Source organism: Belnapia sp. (genome assembly GCF_059504005.1).
This window is the reverse complement of the sequence record NZ_JCACHU010000140.1, coordinates 41,359-61,585: the sequence shown is the minus strand read 5'-3', so window position 1 is coordinate 61,585 and position 20,227 is coordinate 41,359. Positions and strand designations below refer to the sequence as shown.

The window sequence follows — 20,227 nt, the reverse complement described above, 5'->3', positions numbered from 1 at the left end:
CCGGGACGAACGCCATGGCTTTCTTCCAGTCCGCCCTGTCTTCCGGAAGACCCATTGCGCAGGCCGATGCCGCGCGCAGCCTGCCCGCGAGCCTGCCGACGACGATCGAGGTCGCGCGGGTGGTGCTCGTCATCGGGCTCGTCTTCCTGCACTACTTCTCCTTCCCGAACAGCCGGGTCTCGCCCTTCACCGGCTTCGATCCGGACCACCACCCCTTCGCCACCTTCGTGAACAGCTTCGTCCTGCTGTTCTTCTTCAGCGCGGTGCCGCTGCTGAGCACCATCTCGGGCTGGCTCTTCTTCAGCCTCGCCGACCATCCGCTGCGGACCATCGGGCGCCGGATGCGCGGCCGCGCCAGTTCGCTGCTGCTGCCCCTCATCGTCTGGAATCTCGGCACCATCGCCATCGGATTCCTCCTCTACGCCATTGCGCCGACCACCGGCCTGCTCGGGGATTTCCGCTTCGACTTCGCGGAGCCCAGCCTCTTCGGCGTGCTCGATGCGGTCTTCGGCCTCACGGGCCTGCCGATCGCCTTCCAGTTCTGGTTCGTGCGCGACCTGTTCCTGTCGGCCATGCTGAGCCCGCTGCTCTGGCTCGTGCTGCGCCATGCGCCGCTGGCGGGCGTCGCGGTGCTTGGGGCGTCCTGGGTGCTGGACCTCACTTTCGGCATCTTCATCCGCACCGACGTGCTGTTCTTCTTCTTCCTCGGCGGCTTCGCCCGCATGCGCCAAGTGCCGCTCGACATCCCCTGGCGCAATGCGAAGATGCTGCTGCTCGCCTATGCGCTGCTGATGGCCGCGCGGGCGCTGGCGCCGCTCTGGCTCGACCCGACCAGGCCGCCGCACGAGGACATTCTCGACCTGGCCACGCGCCTCGCCCGCCCGCTCGGCGTCGCCGCCTGCTGGGGCCTCTGCCTGCGCCTGACGGCGACGCGGCTCGGCGGCTTCTTCGCGCGGTACGGCGGCTTCGCCTTCTTCCTGCATGCGGCGCACTTCCCGATCATCATCTTCGTGAAGTACCTGCTCTGGCGCCTGGTGCCGGCCGAGACGGATGCCTGGATGCTCGTGCATTACGCCGCCAGCGTCGCCGCCACGGTATCGATCGCGGCGCTCGGCGCAGCGGTGGTCTTCCGGCTCTCGCCCGCCCTCTACGCCTTCCTCGCCGGCGGCCGGCGCTTCGTCTGATGGAGAAGACGGATCCGCTCGGCCAGCCGGTGGACCCGGCGCCGCGCTCGCGGCCGGAACACGCCCCCATCGCCGGCGCCACGGTCACGCTGGAGCCCCTGGCCGCGGCGCATGCGGAGGCGCTCTGGCCTCTGGCGCGGGATGCGGCGGAGAGCTGGCGCTGGCTGCCCTTCGGCCCCTTTGCCGAACGCGCCGCCTTCGCCGGCTATCTGCGCTTCATGGCGGCCAGCAAGGGCGAGCTGGTCTGGGCGGTGCGGCCGCACGATGCCGATGGCAGGCCAGCCGCCGCAGCCGGCTGGCTGGCCTTGCTCGACATCCGCCCGGCGGATGCGGCGATCGAACTCGGCAACATCTGGTTCCCGCCCGGCCTCGCCCGGACGCGCGCGGCGACCGAGGCCATGTTCCTTCTACTCGACCTCGTCTTCCGCCTCGGCTACCGGCGCGTCTCGTGGAAGTGCAACACGCTGAACACGGCCTCGCGCCGCGCCGCGGGGCGGTTGGGCTTTCGCTTCGAGGGCGTGCTGCGCGCGCATATGGTCGTCCGCGCCCATCGCCGCGACACGGCCTACTACTCGCTGCTCGAGGATGAGTGGCCGGAGCGGCGGGCCGCGATCACCCACTGGCTGCGCGATGCCAATTTCGATGCCTCCGGCCAGGCGGTCGAGGGGCTGCAGCGCCCGAAGGACCAGCATGACACCGCCTGACGATGCCCTGCCCTTCGGCCTGAGGCTGATCGGCCCTGCGCCGGCGCCCCGTCCGGGCGAGGTCATCGGCGTCGTGATCGCCCGCGACGAGGCGCTTCGCCTCGGGGCGGCGATCCGGCACGCGCGGCATCTCGGCGTCGGGCCGATCATCCTCTTCGACAACCAGTCGACCGACTCGACGCGCGAGGTCGCGCTCCGGCATTCGCGCCTGCATGTCGTCGAGGCGCCGGGCGGCTTTGCCGAGGCCAATTTCGGCATCGACTGGGTGAATGCGGTGCTGGACCGCCATGCGGGCGGCCATTGGGTGCTGCTCTTCGACTCCGATGAGATGCTGGTCTTCCCCGGCAGCGAGGCGCCCGGTGCCCTGCCACGCCTGTGCACGCATCTCGACGGGCTCGGCTCCGAAGGCTTGGTGACGGTCATGCTCGACCTTTTCCCGCGCGAGCCGCTGCATGCGACGCAGTACCGGCCGGAGCAGGACCTGCTGGATGCCGCCCCTTGGTTCGAGCCGCCGCAGCTGCGCCAGGAGCCCGCACCGGACTGCCCCTACATCGCCACCTATGGCGGCATCCGCGAGCGGCTTTTCTTCCCCGAGGCGATCCCGACCCGCCCGGCCCGCTTCCTCCACCAGAAGCTCTTCAATCTCGGCTGGCGCCTGCCGCCGCTGCGCCGCGCCGGCTGGTATGCCCGGCTTGCGCCACGCCGGTCGCCCAACCTCAGCAAGCTGCCCCTGCTGCGCTGGCGCAAGGGGATGGCATTCCGTTCGCCCCATACGACCGCGCCGCTCACCCTCGCCGCCGAACAGCCGAGCGGCGTACTGCTGCATTTCAAATTCCTGCAGGACTTCCACGCGCGGGTGCTGGATGCGGTGGCGCGCAACGTGCACTACGACGGTTCGGCCGAGTACCGCCGCTACCTTGCCGCGTTGAAGCGTGATCCGGATTTCACGCTGCACAGCGCGCGCAGCCTGCGTTATGCGGGGCCGGGGCAGCTCCAGGCGCTCGGCCTGCTGCGTGACACGCCCGCCTGGGCCGAGGCCCGTGCCGATGCGAGGTCCCTCGCCCCGGCGGCGGGCTGAACGGCCTCAGCCCATCGCGCCGCGCGCGGTCGCATTCTTCGGCATTGCGTGGGACCTGACCCGGAGCCCGGCCCTGTTCGCCCGCAGCAGCAGCTCGCCGAGCGCCATGCGGACGAAGCCCTGCGCATAGGCAAGGCGCCAGCGCAGGCCGATCAGCGTGCTGCTGCCCTCCGGCATCAGGACCAGCGGCGCCAGCACCAGCACCAGCGCCAACCGCCGCGGCAGCTCGCCCCAGACCAATCGCGGATGGCCGAGCATCAGCCGCGTGAGCACCGAGGAGGCGCCCTGCCAGTAGAGGCGTTGCAGCAGCCAGGCCGGCGTCAGCCGCTGCGCCTGGATGCAGTGATGCACGGTGATGCGCGAGTCATGCCGCGCCGACCGCCCGCTGTCCTGCAGCTTCCAGGCGAGATGCACATCCTCGTCGGAGAGCAGCAGGCCGCCGCGCCGGCCGAGATCCTCGGCGAAGCCGGAGGCGGCCAGCAGCGCCGCACGCTCGACGATGAGGTTGGCGCCGTAGGGACCAAGCCCCGCCGGCACCTCCGAGGTCCGGTACTCGCCGCGTCCCTCCCATTCGGTGATGGTGAGGATGCCGCGCAGGCTCTCCGGCCACCAGCCGGGCAGCGGCGCCTCCCAGATCGGCAGGGCACGGCCGCTGAGCACGGCCGGCCGCACCGGCTGCTCCTGCACCACGGCCATGATCTGCTCGATCCAGTCCGGCGCCGCCAGCGCGTCGTCGTCGATATAGGCGACATACTCGCCCCGCGCCGCGAGCGCGCCGGAATTGCGGGCCAGGCTGATGCCGGTTTCCTCCAGGCGGACCAGCCGCGCATTCGGCAGCCCGGCGACGATGTGCCGCATCTCCGCCGCCGCGGCGGGCGAGGAGTTGCTGTCGACCACGACGATCTCGAAGGCATCCAGTCCGACGGTCTGGTGCCGGAGGCTTTCGAGGCAAGGTCGGAGGTAACGGGTGCGGTTGTGGGTGCAGATGCAGGCCGTGACGGGCACGCTGTTCCCTTGCAGCACCGCATCCGACTGGCTTTCCGGGGGGATCATGGCGTGCCTGCCGCTCGTCGTCGATGTTGATCGGAGGTGGAATGTCCGTCGCCTGTTCCACCGTCGCAATCGACGAGGCTGTGAGATTCCGTTGCTTTTCGCCAACACGGACGACACCCATGTCACGTTGCGCGGAGAGCACGAAATCGCGCGCGCCGAGGGCGAACTGGATCGGGAAATTTAAGCCAGAGGGTGATTTGAGGGATGAAATGAGTAACAACTTGGCCAATATCGCTCCCGGCCCGGGGCGGGCGCTTGCCCGGATTCGGTCCTCCCTGCAAGCTCGCGCCTCTCCGCTTCTGGTGACTGGCAATGCTGGGTAATGCCGCGCTGATGGCAGGATCCGCCCCTCGGGCCGGCGGCAGCGTCGTCGCGTCATGAACGTGCAGACCGACATTGCCGGTCGCTACGAGTTGCGCGGCGTCCTCGGCACCGGGGCCGGCACCGTCGTCCACGACGCCTTCGACCGGCTGATCGAGCGCCGCGTCGCGGTGAAGGTGGTGAACCTGCCGCCGATCGAGGATGCGGAGACCGCCGACGCCATCGCCCGCTTCCGCCGCGGCGCCCGCGCTGCGGGCGGCCTGAACCATCCGAACATCGTCGCCGTCTTCGACTACGGCGAGAACGCCGAGCAGGCCTGGATCATCATGGAGCTGGTCGAGGGCGGCTCGCTGAAGTCGCTGCTCGACACCGGCGGGCGGCTGCCGCTGCCGCGCATCGTCCAGCTGATGACACAGCTCCTCGATGGCCTCGGCTATTCCCATGCGAGGGGCGTCGTCCACCGCGACATCAAGCCGGCCAACCTGATGCTGACGCCCTCGGGCCTGCTGAAGATCGCCGATTTCGGCATCGCCCGGCTCGAGAACTCCTCGATGACCCATGTCGGCACGATGATGGGTACGCCGGCCTACATGGCGCCCGAGCAGCTGCGCGGCGAGACCGTCGACCAGCGCGCCGACCTCTGGGCCGCCGGGGTGGTGCTGTACCAGCTGCTCTCGGGCGAGAAGCCCTTCGCCGGCGGCATCACCTCCATCATGCAGAAGGTGCTGAACACCGACCCGGTGCCGCCATCGCGCATCGGCGTGCCGCCGACCGGCACGCCGGCGCTCGATGCCGTCGTCGCCCGCGCCATGGCGAAGGCGCCGGAGGACCGCTTCGCCTCCGCCGCCGAATTCGCCGCGGCGCTGCAGGAGGTGGCGGCCGCCATGGGGGCGCCCGGCTCCGCCGCGGCCTCGCCCTTCCGCCGGCCGCTGGAGCCGTTGGATGACGGCACGGTCGTTCGCCCGCCGCCCCGGCCCCTGCTGCGGGAGCCGCCGCGGAGCCGGCGCCTGCTGCTGCCGGCCATCGCTGGCGGCGCGGTGGTGGTCGCGCTGCTCGTGACGGGCAGCCTCATGCTGGGCGGCACCCGCTCCGCCAATCCGCCGCAGCAGAGCGCCGCCGCGCCGCCGTCCCCGGCGCAGCCGCCGGTGCAGCCCACCGCCGTCCCCGCCCCCGCCCCGCCGCCCGTGCCGGCGGCGCCACGCCCGGTCCCGCCGCCGGCGCCGGACGCCGCGAGCGTCGCCGCCTCGCTCCGGGCCATGCCGTGCAGCCTGGTCCAGGTCACCCAGTCCGGCAGCCAGGGCCTCTCCGTCACCGGCCTCGCCAGCACCGCCGTCGCCGAGGCGATGCGCCGCAACCTTGCCGCGGCCAACCTGCCGCCCGGCGCCACGCGGGTCACGCTCGACGGCTTCGACGGGCCCTATTGCGAGACGCTCGACATCGTCCGCCCCTTCGCGGCCCTGGGCGAGGAGGCGCCGAGCCTCGCCTTCGCCAACAACCCGCTGCGCGAGGGCCAGGGGCTGCGCTTCAGCCTCACCACCCCGACCTGGCCGGCACGGATGCATGTGGCCTATGTGAGCGAGGCAGGCGAGGTCGGGCACGTCATGCCCGGCGGCACGGCCCAGCCGCCGGGCAGCAGCATCAACTTCGGCGACGGCGTCCGCTTCGCGGCGCGAGCGCCCTTCGGGATCGACATGCTGGTCGTCGTCGCCTCCGAGGCGCCGCTCTTCCAGCAGCGCCGGCGCCCCGAGCCGCTCGGGGACTTCAACATCGCCCTGGCCGGCGCCCTGCGCGACGCCCAGGAGGCCGGCCGCGTCGCAGTGCGGGTGGTGCTGCTGCGGACGGTGCCCGGCCCATGAAGCCCCTCCTCCTGCCGGCCCTGCTGCTGCTCGCCTGGCCCGCCTGGGCCGCCGTCACCTTCGAGGACGATGCGCCGGCCCCGCCGCCGCCCGCCAGCGCCCGCCCCGTCGCGCCCGCTCCGCGCCCGCCCGCCCGCCCGCGGCCGGCGCCGCCGCGTGAGGACGCCGTCATCCCCGTGCCGCCCGCGGCCCCGGCCGAGGCGCCGCGCGGCCTGGTGGCCGATGCCCGCGGCCGCTGCGGCATCTGGGCGCCCGACCTCCAGCCGGGCGAGAGCCTCGAATGGTCCGGCTCCTGCCGCAACGGCGCCGCCAGCGGCACGGGCGAGGTGCTGCGGCGGAAGGGCGAGGCGGTGGTCAGCCTCACCCAGGGCCAGTTCAAGGACGGCAAGCTGGAAGGTCCCGCGACCATCGCCCTGGCCGGCGGCACCCAGGTCGAGGCGGAGTTCACCGCCGGCGAGGCCAAGACCGGCCTCATCCGCTTCGGCGATGCCAGCACCTATCGCGGCGAGATCCGCAACGCCCTGCCGAATGGCCGCGGCGTCCGCACCTGGCCGCGCGGGCCGGACTATGACGGCCAGTGGGTGAACGGCGTCCGCAGCGGCGAGGGCCGACAGCAGGACGGCTACGGCGTCTATTCCGGCCAGTGGCGCGACGACCGCCGCAACGGCCGCGGCCTGCAGATCTACCCGAGCGGCGACCGCTACCAGGGCGAGTGGCGCAACGACAAGCGCGAAGGCCGTGGCATGATGACCTGGTCCGGCGGCGTCTACGAGGGCGAGTGGCGGGGCGACCGCCGCAACGGCCAGGGCACCGAGACCTACGCCAACGGCACCCGCTTCGTCGGCCAGTTCGTCGACGACCTGCCGAGCGGCCCCGGCGTCCTCATCGCCCCCGACGGCACGCGCTTCGAGGGCCGCATCACCGGCGGCTGCCTGGCGACGGAGCGCGGCGTCTACCGCGTCCTCGCCGGCCCGGGCTCCTGCTGAGGCCCTACCACATGCTCGCGCGCGCCCGCGCCGGCCAGGCCGCGTCATAGGCCTCGCCGCCGACCCGCCCCTCGCTCATCTCGGCGAGGATGGCGCCCGGCGTCGGCAGGCTCCGCGGATCGACCTGGCTCTCCGGCCGCCACAGCCCGGCGCGGATGATCGCCCGGGCGCATTGGAAATAGACCTCCCCCACCCGGATCACGAGCACCGAGCGCGGCGCCCTGCCCTCCACCGCGAAGCTCTCCAGCAGCGCCGGGTCCGTCTCGACCTCCGCCGTGCCGTTGATCCGCAGCGCATTGCCGCTGCCGGGGATGAGGAACATCAGCCCCACCCTCGGGTCCCGCACCACGTTGCGCAGGCTGTCGATGCGGTTGTTGCCCCGCCGGTCGGGCAGCAGGAGCGTCCGCGGATCGGCGATGCGGACGAAGCCCGGCCGGTCCCCGCGCGGCGAGCAGTCGAGCCCCTCCGACCCCACCGTCGCCAGGGCGAGGAAGGGCGCCGCCGCGATGACGCGGGCATAGGCCGGCGTCACATGGTCCGCCACCTTGGCCGTCGAGGCCTCGCCGATCGAGTCCAACGAGCCATAGATCGCCTCCAACTCCGCGATGCTGGTGATGGCCGCCATGCCCGCCTCCCTGCCTGATGCAGGCGCATGGCTAGACGACGCGCCCGGCGCGCGGCTATCGATTTCGGCTGCCGGATCGGTGAGCGAAACTCACGGAGGGATGCCCCATGCCGCGCCGCCTCCCGCCGCTTGCCGCCCTCCGCGCCTTCGAGGCGACGGCGCGGCTCGGCTCCGTCACCCGCGCCGCGGAGGAGCTGGGCCGTACCCATGGGGCCGTCAGCCGGCAGATCCAGGCCTTGCAGGAGGCGGCGGGCCTGCCGCTGTTCGAGAAGGCCGGCACCGGCCTCCGCCTCAATGCCGAGGGCGAGGCGCTGCACCGCAGCGTCGCCGCCGCGCTGGACGGGCTGGAAGCCGGCTGGGCGGCGCTGCGCGAGGCGGCCGGCGGCCCCTCCCTGCATGTCGCCTGCAGCGCCAGCTTCGCCATGCGCTGGCTGGTGCCGCGCCTGCCGGGCTTCTACCGCGCGCAGCCGGCGCTGCGCCTCCGCCTGTCGATGACCACCGCCCGCGCTCTTCGCCACGAGGGGGCCGACCTGGTGATCGCCTGGAACCGCGGTCATTACCCGCCCGCCGAGCAGGCCCGCGCCATCCCGCTCGGGCCCATCGCCTTCGGCCCGGTCTGTGCGCCGGACTATCCGGTGGAGGCCAGCGCGGGCCGCCTCGCCGCCGCCACCCGCATCGCCCATGAGCATATCGACCGCGCCTGGCCGGCCTGGGCGGAGCGCGCCGGCCGCATCCTGGACTGCCCGGATGAGCTGCGCTTCCCGCACACCCATCTCTGCATCGAGGCGGGGCTGGCCGGGATCGGCCTCGCCCTGGTCGAGCAGCGCCTGGTGCGGGAGGAGCTGGCCTCCGGCCGCCTGCGCGCCCCCTGCGGCTTCGTCCCCTTCCCCGAAGGCCTGGCCGCCCTGCCGACCTCGCCCCGCGCCGGCTCGCCTCCCGCCCGCGCCTTCCTCGACTGGCTGCGCGGGACGCTGGGCTGAGCTCAGCCCGCCGCCCGCTTCGGCCCCCGCCAGGCCTGGAGCTTGCGGTAGATGGTCGAGGGGTTGATCTCCAGCAGCAAGGCGGCGCGCGGCACGTCCTGCCCGGTCTGCTCCAGCGCGGCGAGGATCAGCCGCCGCTCCATCTCGGCCAGCGGCATGACCTCGACCGCAGGCGGCGCGGCGGCTGGTGCCGTCTCCGCCACGGGAACAGGCTCCGCCCCCCGCGGCGCCGCGCGCAGCAGGGGCGCCGGTAGCATCGCCGCCTCCACCTGCTCGCCCTCATGCAGCACGACGACGTTGCGGACGACATTCTGCAGCTGCCGCACATTGCCCGGCCAGGGATAGCCGAGGATCGCCGCCTCCGCCTCGGGCGAGAAGCGGCGGAAGCGCTTGCGCTCCTCCCGCCGGAACTGGGCGAGGAAGGCGCGGGCGATCAGCAGCGCATCCGCCCCGCGGCTGCGCAGCGGCGGCAGCTCGATCGGCACGACATAGAGCCGGTAGTAGAGGTCCTCGCGGAACCGCCCCGCCTCCACCTCGGCCAGCGGGTCGCGGTTGGTGGCGCAGACGAAGCGCACATCCACCTTCTCCGCGCGGGAGCCGCCGACCGGCTGGAAGCTGCCGGTCTGGACGAAGCGCAGCAGCTTGACCTGCATCTCGAGCGGCATCTCCCCGATCTCGTCGAGGAAGAGCGTGCCGCCATCGGCCTGCTTGGCGGCGCCGGCGCGGCTCTCCGTCGCCCCGGTGAAGGCACCCTTCACATGGCCGAAGATCTCGCTCTCCAGCAGGTCGCGCGGGATGGCGCCGCAGTTCAGCGCGACGAAGGGCCGCCCGGCGCGGGGCGAGGCCCTGTGCACCGCCTCCGCCGCCAGCTCCTTGCCCGTGCCGCTCTCGCCGGTGATGAAGATGTTCGCCCGGCTGGAGGCAACGCTCTCGATGGTGCGGTAGACCGCCTGCATCGCCGGCGAGGCGCCGATGAAGCCCATGAAGCCCTGCCGCGCCGCGAGCGCCCGGGCCGCCTGCAGCTCGCTCTCCAGCGCCCGCTTCTCGATGACGAGGGCGCGCTTTTCCATCGCGTTCTGCAGCGTGAAGACGAGCTTCGCTTTCGGGTAGGGCTTCGGCAGGAAGTCCGTGGCACCGGCCCGCATCACCTCGACCGCGGTGTTCATCGAGGCATTGGCGGTGATGACGATGACGGCGGCCTCGAACCCCTCGGCCCGCAGCGTCCTCAGCACCTCGAGGCCGGAGAAGTCCGGCAGCTCGAGGTCGAGCAGGATCGCATCCGGGTCCCAGGCGCGGGCCTGGGCCAGCGCCTCGGCCGCGGTCTCGACGGTGCGGATCTCATGGCCGAGATCCCTGAGGTGGGACCTCGCGACCTCCGCCTGGGTGGGCGTGTCCTCGACCAGAAGCACGCGCCCGGCGCCGCTCATCGGATGCCGGCGCGCGCCACGAGGGCCGACAGCTCCCGCAGGGCCGCCTGCGCCCGGTCCCGGATCACAGGCACCACCACGGCCGGCGGATGCGGCGAGCGCGGGTCCATGGCGACGCGCGCGGCCTGCTCCAGCAGGACCGCACCGACCGCCGCCGCCGCCCCTGCCAGGCTGTGGGCGGCGCGCTGGTAGCCATCCCAATTCCCGGCGATGGCAGCCGCTTCCAGCTGCCGCGCCAGCCGGCCCAGGTCATCCTCGAAGGTCTCGATGATGCGCCGGAAATCGGCCGGGGGAAGATCCAGGGCCAACTGCTCGGCGATCAGGGGATCGATCGCACTCACGACCGCGCGTGTCACATTTCGCGGATTTTGTGTCAATGGAAGAATGAACACGCCTGCAGCACTCTGTTTCCCGGCGCCGCGTCCCGAAAAGGAGATGGCGCGGGACCGGAAGCCCATCCCACAGCGACGCCGGCTGGTTTGGTCCCCGCAAGCCGCGGGGCGGGCCGCCCGCCTCGTCGCTCCCGGGCATTCCGCCGGCCAGGGCTTTGCCTTATCACCCCGGGTCTCGGCGGGGGAAGGCGGGCATGGGCACGGCGGTGATCGAGCTGAAGCTGCTGGACGAGCGGCTGCGCCAATGGGGCCTGCCCCGCTACCAGACCGGCCAGGCCGCCGCGGTCGACCTCCATGCCTGCCTCGACGCGCCGCTGGAGCTGCCGCCGGGCGCCCCGCCGGCGCTGATCTCCAGCGGCATCGCCCTGCACATGGCCGATAGCGGCATGGCGGCGCTGGTGCTGCCCCGCTCCGGCCTCGGGCACAGGAAGGGGCTGGTGCTCGGCAACCTCGTCGGGCTGATCGATGCCGACTACACAGGCCCGATCCTGGTCAGCGCCTGGAACCGCAACCCGCCGGGCAGCGAGGCCATCACCATCGCCCCGGGCGAGCGCTTCGCGCAGATGGTCTTCGTCCCGATCCTCCGCCCGGACTTCGCGGTGGTGGAGGAGTTCTCAGCGGAATCCGCCCGCGGCGCCGGCGGCTTCGGCTCGACCGGCTGAGGCCCGGGCGTCCCCGCCCGCGGCCGGCGCGCTACACCGCCAGCAGCGCCTCCGCCGGCATCAGGTCGGCATATTTCTGGCCCATGTCGAAGAGGCTCGCCTCGTGCGGCGCCACGGCGCGGTCGCCGACGCAATCGGTGACGACGACCGTGCGGAAATTGTGGCTGCACGCGTCCACCACCGTCGCCCGCACGCAGCCCGAGGTGGTGCAGCCCGCGACCAGCACCGTATCCACCCGCCGCATCGCCAGCCACCCCGCCAGCTCGGTGCCGAAGAAGGCCGAGGCCTGCCGCTTGCGGACAAGGAGCTCACCCGCCGCCGGCGCCAGCTCCGGCACGATCTGCCCGGCGGGTGCCTGCTCGGTGAGGCGGCGCAGGCTCGGCACCTTGGTCGCCAGCATGCCGGCGTCGGAGCCGTCCTCGGCATAGACGACCCGGGTATGCGCCACCGGCCAGCCGCGCCTGCGGGCATGCGCCAGCAGCGGCACCGTCCGCGCGACGGCGGGCCCTATAGTGCCGCCGCCGAATTGTGCCGGGTCGGTGAAGCCGAGCACGAAATCGACGATCACCAGCGCCGGCGCCTGGCCGAGCCCGAGCGGGTTGGCGAAGCCCTGCCGCCTGAAGATCTCCAGCTCCCCGCTCATGCGGCCTGCTCCCCGTCCCATGCCAATTGCAGCATGGAAGAATACCCTGGGGGAATGCCGTCGCCGCCAGCCAGCGCGCCGCCGTCAGCCTCGTGCCGGCAAGCGGCTTCCAACGGAGCGGCTCCTCGCTCCGCCGGGACCGGTCCGCCGGGCACGGCCCCTCGACCGGGGCTTGGAATCCGCTCCCATGCCGTCGATATCCCTGCCGCCGCCGAGGAGCACTGCCGTGAAGCTGCCAGGACCGGACCATCCCATCACCATCACGCCGACGCCGCAGCGCGTGCGCGTCCTCTTCAACGGCCAGGTGGTGGCGGAGACGACGCGGGCGCTGACCCTCCGGGAAGCCAGCTACCCCGCCGTGCAGTACATCCCGCGCGAGGATGCGGCGATGGCGCTGCTCGCCCGCACGCCGCGCAGCACCCATTGTCCGTACAAGGGCGATGCCAGCTACTACAGCATCGCCGCCGGCGGCCGGCAGGCCGAGAACGCGGTCTGGAGCTACGAGGACCCCTACCCGGCCACGGCCGCGATCAAGGATCACCTTGCCTTCTACCCGGACCGGGTGGACGCGATCGAGATCGGCTAGGCTATGCTCCCCTCCCCAAAGCGACTTCGGGAGGACATCCATGGCCGAACTCGGCGTGCCCGTCGAACTCACCGCCGCCGTCTGGAAGATCGAGGCAACGCCCGGCCAGCAGGTCGCGGAGGGCGACGTGCTGATGATCCTCGAATCGATGAAGATGGAAATCCCGGTCGAGTCCCCGCGCGCCGGCACGGTGACGTCGATCCTCGTCGCCGAGGGCGACCAGGTGCAGGAGGGCCAGGTCGTCCTGCTGCTCGACGCCTGAGGTGCAGGGCCCGGTCCTGATCGCCAACCGGGGCGAGATCGCCTGCCGCATCGCCGCCACCTGCCGCCGCCTCGGCCTGCGCAGCATCGCCGTCTACTCCGACGCGGATGCCGGCGCGATGCATGTCGCCGCCGCCGATGCCGCCGAGCGCATCGGCCCCGCGCCGCCGCGCGACAGCTACCTCTCCATCCCGGCGATCATCGACGCCGCACGGCGCAGCGGCGCGCGCATGGTGCATCCGGGCTATGGCTTCCTCAGCGAGAATGCCGGCTTCGCCCGCGCCTGCGCCGAGGCCGGCCTCACCTTCATCGGCCCGCCGGAGGCGGCGATCCGCGCCATGGGCGGCAAGGCCGCGGCCAAGGCGGTGGCGCGCCAGGCGGGCGTTCCCGCCATCCCCGGCGATGACGGCGCCGACCAGTCGCCCGGGCGCCTTGCCACGGAAGCGGCGCGCATCGGCTTTCCGGTGATGATCAAGGCGGTCGCCGGCGGCGGCGGCCGCGGCATGCGCCGGGCCGACAGCGCGGAAGCCTTCCCCACCGCATTGGCCGCCGCCCGGCGCGAGGCGGCCGCCTTCGGCGACGACCGGGTCCTGGTCGAGAAGTTCGTCGCCCGCGCCCGCCACATCGAGGTGCAGGTCTTCGCCGATGCGCACGGCACCGTGCTGCATCTCGGCGAGCGGGACTGCTCCCTGCAGCGCCGCAACCAGAAGCTGATCGAGGAATGCCCAGCCCCCGGCGTCACCCCGGCGCTGCGGGAGGAGCTCGGCCGCCGCGCCATCGCCCTCGCCCGCGCCGTCGGCTATGTCGGCGCCGGCACCGTCGAATTCGTCGCCGATGCCGAAGGCCCGCTCGCGGCCGAGCGCATCTGGTTCATCGAGATGAACACCCGCCTCCAAGTCGAGCACCCGGTGACGGAGATGGTCACCGGCCTCGACCTCGTCGAATGGCAGCTCCGCATCGCCGCCGGAGAGCGCCTGCCCGCCGCCGCGCCGCCCCTTGCCGGCCATGCCGTCGAGGCGCGGCTCTGCGCCGAGGACCCGGCACGCAACTTCCTCCCCTCGCCCGGCACCATCACGCGGCTCGACCTGCCGGAGCCCGCGCCCGGCCTCCGCATCGATGCCGGCTTCCGCAGCGGCGACGTGCTGACGCCCCACTACGACCCGCTGATCGCCAAGCTCATCGCCCATGCGCCGAGCCGCGCCGAGGCGCTGGCCCGCCTCGCGACCGCCCTCGATGCCGTCCGGGCGGAGGGCATCCGCACCAATGCCGCCTTCCTCGCCCGCGCCCTGCGCAGCGAGGCGATGCAGGCCGGCGCGGTCGACACGCATTTCCTCGAGGGCTTCCGCCGCCAGGAAGGATCACAGGCATGACGAGAGGCTTCCGGCCCCTGCTGCTCGCCGCCGCGCTGCTGGCGGCCCCGGCCCTGGCGCAGCCGGCCGACCGACCCTTGCGCATCATCGCCGGCTACGCCCCCGGCGGCACCTCCGACATCGTCGCCCGCGTCACCGCCGAGGCGGTCGCCGGCCCGCTCGGCCAGCGCCCGGTGGTGGAGAACCGCACCGGCGCCAACGGCTTCATCGCCGCCGAGGCCGTGGCCCGCGGCCCGGCCGACGGCTCCACCGTGCTGCAATGCCCGATGGGCAACATGACGATCAGTCCGGAAGTGCCGGGCCTGCACATCCCGATCGATGTCGCGCAGGATCTGGTGCCGGTGGCGAATGTCGCCCGCTCGAGCTACGCCGTGGTGACAGGGGCCCGGGGCCCCCATCGCAGCCTCGAGGCGCTGCTGGAGGCCGCCCGCGCCCGGCCCGGCGCGCTCAGCTATGGCAGCGCCGGCACCGGCACGGCGCAGCACCTCTCGGCCGAGCGGCTGAAAGGCATGGCCGGGGTGGACATCGTCCATGTCTCCTATCGCGGCGCGGCGCCGGCGGCACTTGACCTCATCACCGGACGGATCGACCTGCTCATCACCAATCTCGGCGACGTCATCCGCCAGGTGCAGGGCGGCGAGCTTCGCCTGCTGGCGCTGGCCGACGAGGCGGGCTGGCCGGACTTCCCGGATGCGCCGCGCCTGCCCCGCATCGTCCCCGGGCTCGAGGTGATCGGCTGGTTCGGCATCTGCGGCCCGCGCGGCATGCCGCCCGAGGCGGTGGGGCGCTGGGCGGAGGCCATCCGCACCGGCCTTGAGGATCCGGCCTTGCGCCGGCGCCTGCTCGACAACGGCATCGCCCCCGGCTTCGAGGGGCCGGAGGCCTTCGCCCGCACCATCGCCCGTGACCGGCAGGCCTGGGGCGAGACCATCCGCGCGAGCGGCATCCGCGCCGAGTAGCGGCAGGCCGCGTCAGCCGCCCTCGATCGCGGCGAGCCGCGCCCGCAGCCGCGGCGTCGCCCAGTTGAGGAAGGCCCGGAGCTTGGCCGGCGCCAGCCGATGCCCGGCATGGACGAGCTGCACCGGGATCGGGGCCGGGGCGAACTCCTCGAGCACCGCCACCAGCCTGCCCTCCCGCAGTTCCTCCGCCACCTGGTAGGAGAGCAGCCGCACCAGCCCGAGCCCGTCCAGCGCCGCGTCGATCGCCGCCTCCGTCGTGTTCACTGCCAGCCGCGACCGGGGCTCGACCTCGAGCGCCGGGTTGTCGGCCCGGTAGCGCCATTCCGGCGAGGTCGGGAAATTGCGGAAGCTGATGCCGTCATGCCCGGGCAGCTCCCCCGGCGCCGCCGGCCAGCCGCGCTGGGCGAGATAGGCCGGGCTGGCGCAGATCACCCGGTGGACCTGGCCGGGCCTGATGGCGATCAGCCCGCTATCCTCCAGATGGCCGATGCGCAGCGCGAGGTCGATGATTACGGCGCGCCGGTCGGCTTCCGTCTGGCGACCGCGCATCCGGAGCGGGTGACGGCGCTGATCGTCCAGAACGGCAATGCCTATGAGGAGGGGATCGCCGAGTTCTGGGACCCGATCAAGGCCTACTGGGCCACCGGCGCGGCCCCGGAGCGCGAGGCGATCCGCTGGCTGACCTCGCCCAAGGCGACGCAATGGCAGTACAGCAACGGCGTGCCGGACCTGTCGCTGGTCGACCCCGATGCGGCGCTCGTCGACCAGGCGCTGCTCGACCGCCCGGGCAACCAGGAGATCCAGCTCGACCTGTTCTACGACTACCGCACCAACCTGCCGCTCTGCCCGGAATGGCAGGCCTATTTCCGCCGCTACCAGCCGCCGACCCTGGTGGTCTGGGGCCAGAACGACGCGATCTTCGTCGCCGCCGGCGCCGAGCCCTACCGGCGCGACCTGCCCAAGGCGGAGATCCACATGCTCGACACCGGGCATTTCGCGCTGGAGACGCACGGCGCCGAGATCGCCCGGCTGATGCGCGACTTCCTGGCGCGCAACCTTGCCGGGTAGCGGGGCTCGGTCCGGACGAAGCGGGCAGGATCAGCGACCTCGAGCGGCGCTGACCTTAGGCTGAAGCGGCGGAGCCGGTCGCGGACCGGCGCCACCATCCCGGCCGGGGCCCCAGGCCCCGCCAACTCATGGCCGCGAAGCCGGGTAGGCAACCTTCACCGGAACTCGGCACATGGCATGGCGGAGGCGGTCACCATGGCTTCGCCCATCCGGTCCGCCGCCGCAGCCGGACAGCCGTCACCGGATCAGCCAGAGGGCAGCCAGGCCGACCTCAAGGCCGGCGACGAGGCCGACCGTCACCAGGAAGACCCGCTCAGCCCGAATGGCATCATCGGCCGGAGCACGCTTGCGCTCCCGCATGTCGGTCGGCGCGATTTGCGTACCGGGAAAGACGGTTTCGCTCGTCATCATCATCCGCTTTGCTGCAATGCAGCATAATAGCGCCCGATGATCTCATTCATCCAGAAGAATTTGGCACATCTTATTGACTTAAAAGAGATCAGCCTAGCGCCTTAGCCCTCGCCCTACGGCTTGGAGCCAAGCCTCGGCACCCTGCAGGATGGCGTCGCCCCCGTCAGCGGACGCGGCAAGGCTCTGCTCGAACTGGCCGAGCCGGGCCGCCTCATCGCGGTTGGCGGGTTCCGGGACCAGGCTCGAGGACAACACCGCCACGCCAGCCGCGAGCAATGTGCAGATGATGCCGCCATGCCTCACAGCTCAACCTCCTCTGCCGCTCCGGCCCGACGCAGCGGGCCCCGATGTGCATAGGATGAGGCGAGGCTCGTCCTCGGTCCAAGACGGAGGAGCAATAGCCGTTATCGACCCGGCGAATGACGCCGGATCTCGGGCTGCCAAGCAGAATGGGAATGGTGGGCGCCATAGGATTCGAACCTATGACCCGCTGATTAAGAGTCAGCTGCTCTACCAACTGAGCTAGGCGCCCCACCGGGAGGCGGTTTCTAACGCTCGCCGCGGCTTTGTCCAGCCCCTATCCGCGCTCAATCGCGTGCCGGACCGAATTCCGCATCCCGGTGGACATGGACCGAAAGCAGCAGCCCGAAGCCCAGCATGGTCGTCAGCATGGCCGAGCCGCCATGGGAGATCAGCGGCAGCGGTACCCCGCCGACGGGGATGGAGCCAGTGACCATCGCCACGTTCACGAAGACATAGAGGAAGAAGTTGGTCCCGAGCCCCACCGCGATCAGCCGCCCGAACTGGTGCCGGCAGCGCAGCGCCACGCCGAAGCAGAAGGCCAGCACCAGCGAGAGCAGGCCGAGCACCGTCAGCGCCCCGACCAGGCCGAATTCCTCGGCGATCATGGTGAAGATGAAGTCGGTCTGCTTCTCAGGCAGGAAGTTGAGGTGCCCCTGCGTTCCCTGCAGGAAGCCCTTGCCCCACAAACCGCCCGAGCCCAGCGCGATCTTCGACTGGATGATGTTGTACCCCGCCCCCAGCGGGTCGCTCTCCGGGTCGAGGAAGGTGGTGATCCGCGCCCGCTGGTAGTCATGCAGGTGGTCATAGGCAATCGGCGCCGCCACCGCGACGCCGCCCGCGGCGAGGGCGAATTTCCACCACCGCGCCCCGGCCGCGAAGAACACCGCCGCCCCGACCATCCCAGTGATGAGCGCCGTGCCGAGATTGGGCTGCTTCAGGATCAGCCCGACCGGCAGCAGCACCGCGAGCGCCGGGGGCAGGAGGAAGAGCAGGTTGCCCATGCGCTCCCAGCTCGCCCGCTGGAACCAGGCGGCGAGGCCGAGCACCAGCATGATCTTCATCAGCTCCGAGGGCTGCAGCTGCAGCGGGCCGATATCGATCCAGCGTTGCGCCCCCTTGCCGACATTGCCATGCAGCAGCACCAGCACCAGCAGCGCAATTCCCGCCGCGTAGCCCAGCCAGGCCAGCCGCGCGATGAAGCGGATGTCGATCATGGCGATCGAGAGCATCAGCACCAGGCCGAAGCCGAAGCGCAGCGCATGCTTCGCCGCATAGGGCTCCGCCGATCCACCTCCGGCGGAGTAGAGCGCGACATAGCCGACGGCCGCGACCGCGCAGAGCAGCAGCACGAAGCTCCAGGGAACCAGCCAGAGCTTCTGCAGCAGGCCGAAGCCGCGGTCCCGCGTCAGCAGCCGGCGCTCATAAGTGACGCTCATTGCCCGACCTCGGCGATGCGCTGGCCCGGCGCCGGGCGCAGCCGGTTGAACGCCTCCACCATGGCGTCGCGGGCCAGCGGCGCCGCGGCCCCGGCGCCGCTCATGCCGTGCTCCACGACGACGCTCACGGCATAGAGCGGGTTGTCATAGGGCGCGAAGGCGACGAAGAGCGCATGCGGCCGCCATTCCCGCGGCTGGCTCTCCGCCTTGAAGCCGCGCTCCCGCTGCTCCCGGCTGACGCGGCGGACCTGGACGGAGCCGGTCTTGCCTGCCATCACGCCGAGCCCTGCCGGCAGCCGCGCGCCGAGCGCCGTGCCCCCAGGCTCGTTGACCACCGCCCACATTCCCTCGCGCATGAGGCGCAAATCCCGCTCCGGGATGCCGAGGCTGGGCCAGTCCTCCGGCTTGCCGCCGCGGCCAGGCTTGCCGCCGACCGTCCGCGTCAGGTGCGGCTGCACCGCCCGCCCCGTCGCCAGCCGCGCCGCCATGGTGGCGAGCTGCAGGGGCGTCAGCTGGTAGAAGCCCTGGCCGATGCCATGGACGATGGTGTCGCCCAGGTTCCAGGGCTTGCCCTGCGCCTGCCGCCAGGCCCGCGTCGGCACCAGCCCCCGCTTCGTCCCCGGCAGCTCGATGTCGAGATCGACCCCAAGGCCGAAGCGGCTGGCCATGGCCGCGATCCGGTCGATGCCGACGCGCTTCGCCACCTCGTAGAAATAGACGTCGCAGGAGAGCTTGATGGCGCCCCGCATGTCGAGCGAGCCATGCCCGTGCCGCTGCCAGCAATGGAAGCGCGTATCGCCCAGATCCATGTGACCGGGGCAGAAGACCCGGTCGCCCGGCTTCACCACCCGCGCCTCCAGCCCGGCCAACCCCACGATCATCTTGAAGGTGGAGCCCGGCGCGTAGAGCCCGTTGGTCGCCTTGTTGATCAGCGGCGTCGCCCGGTTGGCCGTCCATTGCCGCCACTGCGCGGCGGAGACGCCGGCATTGAACACATTCGGATCGAAGGAGGGCTGCGAGGCCATGGCCAGCACCTCCCCGTTCCGCGTATCCATGACGACGATGCTGGTGCCTTCCTCGATCCGGCCGCGCAGCGCCTTCTGCAGCCCGGCATCGACCGAGATCTGGACGTCCTGCCCCGGCACGCCCTCGCGCCGGTCGAGCTCGCGGATCACCCGCCCGACGGCATTGACCTCGAGCTGCACCGCCCCCGCCCGGCCGCGCAGCAGCAGGTCGTGGTGCCGCTCGATCCCCGCCCGGCCGACGCGGATGCCGGGCAGCTCCAGCAGCGGGTCGCCATCCATGTCCCGCTCGGCCGGCGGCGCCACATAGCCGACGAGATGGGAGAGATGCTCCCCCTCCGGGTAGAGCCGCGTGGTGCCGACATCGATCAGGATACCCGGCAGGTCCGGGGCATTGACCTCGATCCGCGCCATGTCCTCCCAACTGAGGAATTCGCGCACCGCGACGGGCACGAAGCGCCGCCGCCGCCGCAGCTCGCGCTCGATCCGCGCCCGCTCCTGCTCGGTCAGCGGCACGATGCGGGAGAAAGTGTCGAGCGTCGCCCCGACATCCTGGGTCTGCTCGGCGACCAGCAGGGCCCGCCAGTTCAGCTGGTTGCCTGCCACCACCTGCCCGTTGCGGTCGAGGATGCGCCCGCGCGGCGGCGGGATCAGCCGGGCGGAGACGCGGTTCTCCTCGGCGAGGGTCGCGTAGCGGTCGCCCTCCTCCGCTTGCAGCCGGTAGAGCCGGCTGCCGAGGAAGCCGAACAGCCCAAGCTGCCCGGCGCCGAGCAGCAGCGCCCGGCGGGTGAAGACGCCGCGCCGGCGCTCCTCCTCGCGGCGCATGCCCCTGAAGCCGGACCCGCCCGGCTTGCCGCTGCCGAGCCCCCGCTCCGCCCTGCGCCAGAGCCTCATGCCGCG

22 protein-coding genes and 1 tRNA gene are annotated in these 20,227 nt (G+C 72.1%); 13 read left to right on the top strand and 10 right to left on the bottom strand.

Annotated features, from left to right (window positions below; all coding sequences use genetic code 11):
* The first annotated feature begins 14 nt into the window (after window positions 1–14).
* From AC5JJ1_RS19810 to AC5JJ1_RS19800, 3 genes are read left to right on the top strand one after another with little or no spacing between them, the layout of a single operon-like run.
* The gene (locus AC5JJ1_RS19810; RefSeq protein WP_495786836.1) at window positions 15–1,184 is read left to right on the top strand and encodes an acyltransferase family protein; all 1,170 of its coding nucleotides are present in this window, start codon (window positions 15–17) and stop codon (window positions 1,182–1,184) included.
* A complete protein-coding gene (locus AC5JJ1_RS19805) occupies window positions 1,184–1,888 on the top strand; it encodes a GNAT family N-acetyltransferase (RefSeq protein ID WP_495786835.1) in 705 nt (234 codons plus the stop codon). The genes AC5JJ1_RS19810 and AC5JJ1_RS19805 overlap by 1 nt, the downstream gene beginning before the upstream one ends.
* Window positions 1,875–2,966 carry a glycosyltransferase family 2 protein gene (locus AC5JJ1_RS19800; protein ID WP_495786834.1) on the top strand — a complete coding sequence of 364 codons (1,092 nt, stop codon included), beginning with the start codon at window positions 1,875–1,877 and terminating at the stop codon, window positions 2,964–2,966. The genes AC5JJ1_RS19805 and AC5JJ1_RS19800 overlap by 14 nt, the downstream gene beginning before the upstream one ends.
* A gap of 6 nt (window positions 2,967–2,972) precedes the next feature.
* On the opposite strand, the gene AC5JJ1_RS19795 is transcribed toward AC5JJ1_RS19800, so the two are convergent.
* On the bottom strand, window positions 2,973–4,019 hold the full coding sequence (locus AC5JJ1_RS19795) for a glycosyltransferase (protein ID WP_495786833.1): 1,047 nt from the start codon (window positions 4,017–4,019) through the stop codon (window positions 2,973–2,975).
* Here AC5JJ1_RS19795 and AC5JJ1_RS19790 point away from each other — a divergent pair.
* The 3 genes from AC5JJ1_RS19790 (at window position 4,018) to AC5JJ1_RS19780 (ending at window position 7,182) form a co-directional block, all read left to right on the top strand.
* A complete protein-coding gene (locus AC5JJ1_RS19790) occupies window positions 4,018–4,203 on the top strand; it encodes a hypothetical protein (RefSeq protein WP_495786832.1) in 186 nt (61 codons plus the stop codon). The genes AC5JJ1_RS19795 and AC5JJ1_RS19790 overlap by 2 nt on opposite strands.
* A 193-nt stretch (window positions 4,204–4,396) precedes the next feature.
* Window positions 4,397–6,196, top strand: coding sequence for a serine/threonine-protein kinase (locus AC5JJ1_RS19785; protein WP_495786831.1), 1,800 nt, complete (start codon window positions 4,397–4,399; stop codon window positions 6,194–6,196).
* Complete coding sequence (locus AC5JJ1_RS19780; protein ID WP_495786830.1) at window positions 6,193–7,182, top strand: MORN repeat-containing protein; 990 nt, start codon at window positions 6,193–6,195, stop codon at window positions 7,180–7,182. Before AC5JJ1_RS19785 ends, AC5JJ1_RS19780 begins: the two co-directional genes overlap by 4 nt.
* A 4-nt stretch (window positions 7,183–7,186) precedes the next feature.
* On the opposite strand, the gene AC5JJ1_RS19775 is transcribed toward AC5JJ1_RS19780, so the two are convergent.
* Entirely contained in the window at window positions 7,187–7,807 is a 621-nt protein-coding gene (locus tag AC5JJ1_RS19775; RefSeq protein WP_495786829.1) for a pyridoxamine 5'-phosphate oxidase family protein, read from the bottom strand.
* 107 nt (window positions 7,808–7,914) lie between these two features.
* Here AC5JJ1_RS19775 and AC5JJ1_RS19770 point away from each other — a divergent pair, with 107 nt between their 5' ends.
* Window positions 7,915–8,787 (top strand): LysR substrate-binding domain-containing protein, encoded by an 873-nt coding sequence (locus AC5JJ1_RS19770; protein ID WP_495786828.1) that lies wholly within the window; start codon window positions 7,915–7,917, stop codon window positions 8,785–8,787.
* Between the two features lie 2 nt (window positions 8,788–8,789).
* Here the strand turns inward: AC5JJ1_RS19770 and AC5JJ1_RS19765 are convergent, their stop codons facing one another.
* Entirely contained in the window at window positions 8,790–10,214 is a 1,425-nt protein-coding gene (locus AC5JJ1_RS19765; RefSeq protein ID WP_495786827.1) for a sigma-54-dependent transcriptional regulator, read from the bottom strand.
* Window positions 10,211–10,672 carry an Hpt domain-containing protein gene (locus AC5JJ1_RS19760; protein WP_495786826.1) on the bottom strand — a complete coding sequence of 154 codons (462 nt, stop codon included), beginning with the start codon at window positions 10,670–10,672 and terminating at the stop codon, window positions 10,211–10,213. The genes AC5JJ1_RS19765 and AC5JJ1_RS19760 overlap by 4 nt, the downstream gene beginning before the upstream one ends.
* 128 nt (window positions 10,673–10,800) lie before the next feature.
* Here AC5JJ1_RS19760 and dut point away from each other — a divergent pair, with 128 nt between their 5' ends.
* Window positions 10,801–11,268: a dUTP diphosphatase gene (gene dut / locus AC5JJ1_RS19755; protein ID WP_495786825.1), complete on the top strand. Its 468-nt coding sequence runs from the start codon at window positions 10,801–10,803 to the stop codon at window positions 11,266–11,268.
* A gap of 31 nt (window positions 11,269–11,299) precedes the next feature.
* Here dut and AC5JJ1_RS19750 read toward each other — a convergent pair whose 3' ends face one another.
* Window positions 11,300–11,911, bottom strand: coding sequence for an isochorismatase family protein (locus AC5JJ1_RS19750; RefSeq protein ID WP_495786824.1), 612 nt, complete (start codon window positions 11,909–11,911; stop codon window positions 11,300–11,302).
* Window positions 11,912–12,137: 226 nt separating this feature from the next.
* Between AC5JJ1_RS19750 and AC5JJ1_RS19745 the strand changes: the two genes are divergently transcribed.
* The 4 genes from AC5JJ1_RS19745 to AC5JJ1_RS19730 are packed head-to-tail and all read left to right on the top strand — an operon-like array spanning window position 12,138 to window position 15,087.
* Window positions 12,138–12,497 carry a DUF427 domain-containing protein gene (locus AC5JJ1_RS19745; RefSeq protein ID WP_495786823.1) on the top strand — a complete coding sequence of 120 codons (360 nt, stop codon included), beginning with the start codon at window positions 12,138–12,140 and terminating at the stop codon, window positions 12,495–12,497.
* Between the two features lie 40 nt (window positions 12,498–12,537).
* Complete coding sequence (locus tag AC5JJ1_RS19740) at window positions 12,538–12,759, top strand: biotin/lipoyl-binding carrier protein (RefSeq protein ID WP_495786822.1); 222 nt, start codon at window positions 12,538–12,540, stop codon at window positions 12,757–12,759.
* Window position 12,760: 1 nt separating this feature from the next.
* Window positions 12,761–14,128, top strand: a complete 1,368-nt coding sequence (locus AC5JJ1_RS19735) for an acetyl-CoA carboxylase biotin carboxylase subunit (RefSeq protein ID WP_495786821.1) — start codon at window positions 12,761–12,763, stop codon at window positions 14,126–14,128.
* Window positions 14,125–15,087, top strand: coding sequence for a Bug family tripartite tricarboxylate transporter substrate binding protein (locus AC5JJ1_RS19730; RefSeq protein WP_495786820.1), 963 nt, complete (start codon window positions 14,125–14,127; stop codon window positions 15,085–15,087). The genes AC5JJ1_RS19735 and AC5JJ1_RS19730 overlap by 4 nt, the downstream gene beginning before the upstream one ends.
* Before the next feature lie 12 nt (window positions 15,088–15,099).
* Here the strand turns inward: AC5JJ1_RS19730 and AC5JJ1_RS19725 are convergent, their stop codons facing one another.
* On the bottom strand, window positions 15,100–15,636 hold the full coding sequence (locus AC5JJ1_RS19725) for a LysR substrate-binding domain-containing protein (protein WP_495786819.1): 537 nt from the start codon (window positions 15,634–15,636) through the stop codon (window positions 15,100–15,102).
* Here AC5JJ1_RS19725 and AC5JJ1_RS19720 point away from each other — a divergent pair.
* Window positions 15,568–16,155 (top strand): alpha/beta fold hydrolase, encoded by a 588-nt coding sequence (locus AC5JJ1_RS19720; RefSeq protein WP_495786818.1) that lies wholly within the window; start codon window positions 15,568–15,570, stop codon window positions 16,153–16,155. The two genes, AC5JJ1_RS19725 and AC5JJ1_RS19720, sit on opposite strands and share 69 nt — an antisense overlap.
* Before the next feature lie 237 nt (window positions 16,156–16,392).
* On the opposite strand, the gene AC5JJ1_RS19715 is transcribed toward AC5JJ1_RS19720, so the two are convergent.
* The 4 genes from AC5JJ1_RS19715 to mrdA all read right to left on the bottom strand — a co-directional run bounded on the left by AC5JJ1_RS19715 (window position 16,393) and on the right by mrdA (window position 20,152).
* Window positions 16,393–16,569, bottom strand: coding sequence for a hypothetical protein (locus AC5JJ1_RS19715; protein ID WP_495786817.1), 177 nt, complete (start codon window positions 16,567–16,569; stop codon window positions 16,393–16,395).
* A gap of 453 nt (window positions 16,570–17,022) precedes the next feature.
* A tRNA-Lys gene (locus AC5JJ1_RS19710) sits at window positions 17,023–17,098 on the bottom strand.
* Between the two features lie 55 nt (window positions 17,099–17,153).
* Entirely contained in the window at window positions 17,154–18,305 is a 1,152-nt protein-coding gene (gene rodA / locus AC5JJ1_RS19705; protein WP_495786816.1) for a rod shape-determining protein RodA, read from the bottom strand.
* Window positions 18,302–20,152 (bottom strand): penicillin-binding protein 2, encoded by a 1,851-nt coding sequence (mrdA, locus tag AC5JJ1_RS19700; protein WP_495786863.1) that lies wholly within the window; start codon window positions 20,150–20,152, stop codon window positions 18,302–18,304. The genes rodA and mrdA overlap by 4 nt, the downstream gene beginning before the upstream one ends.
* Window positions 20,153–20,227 lie beyond the last annotated feature (75 nt).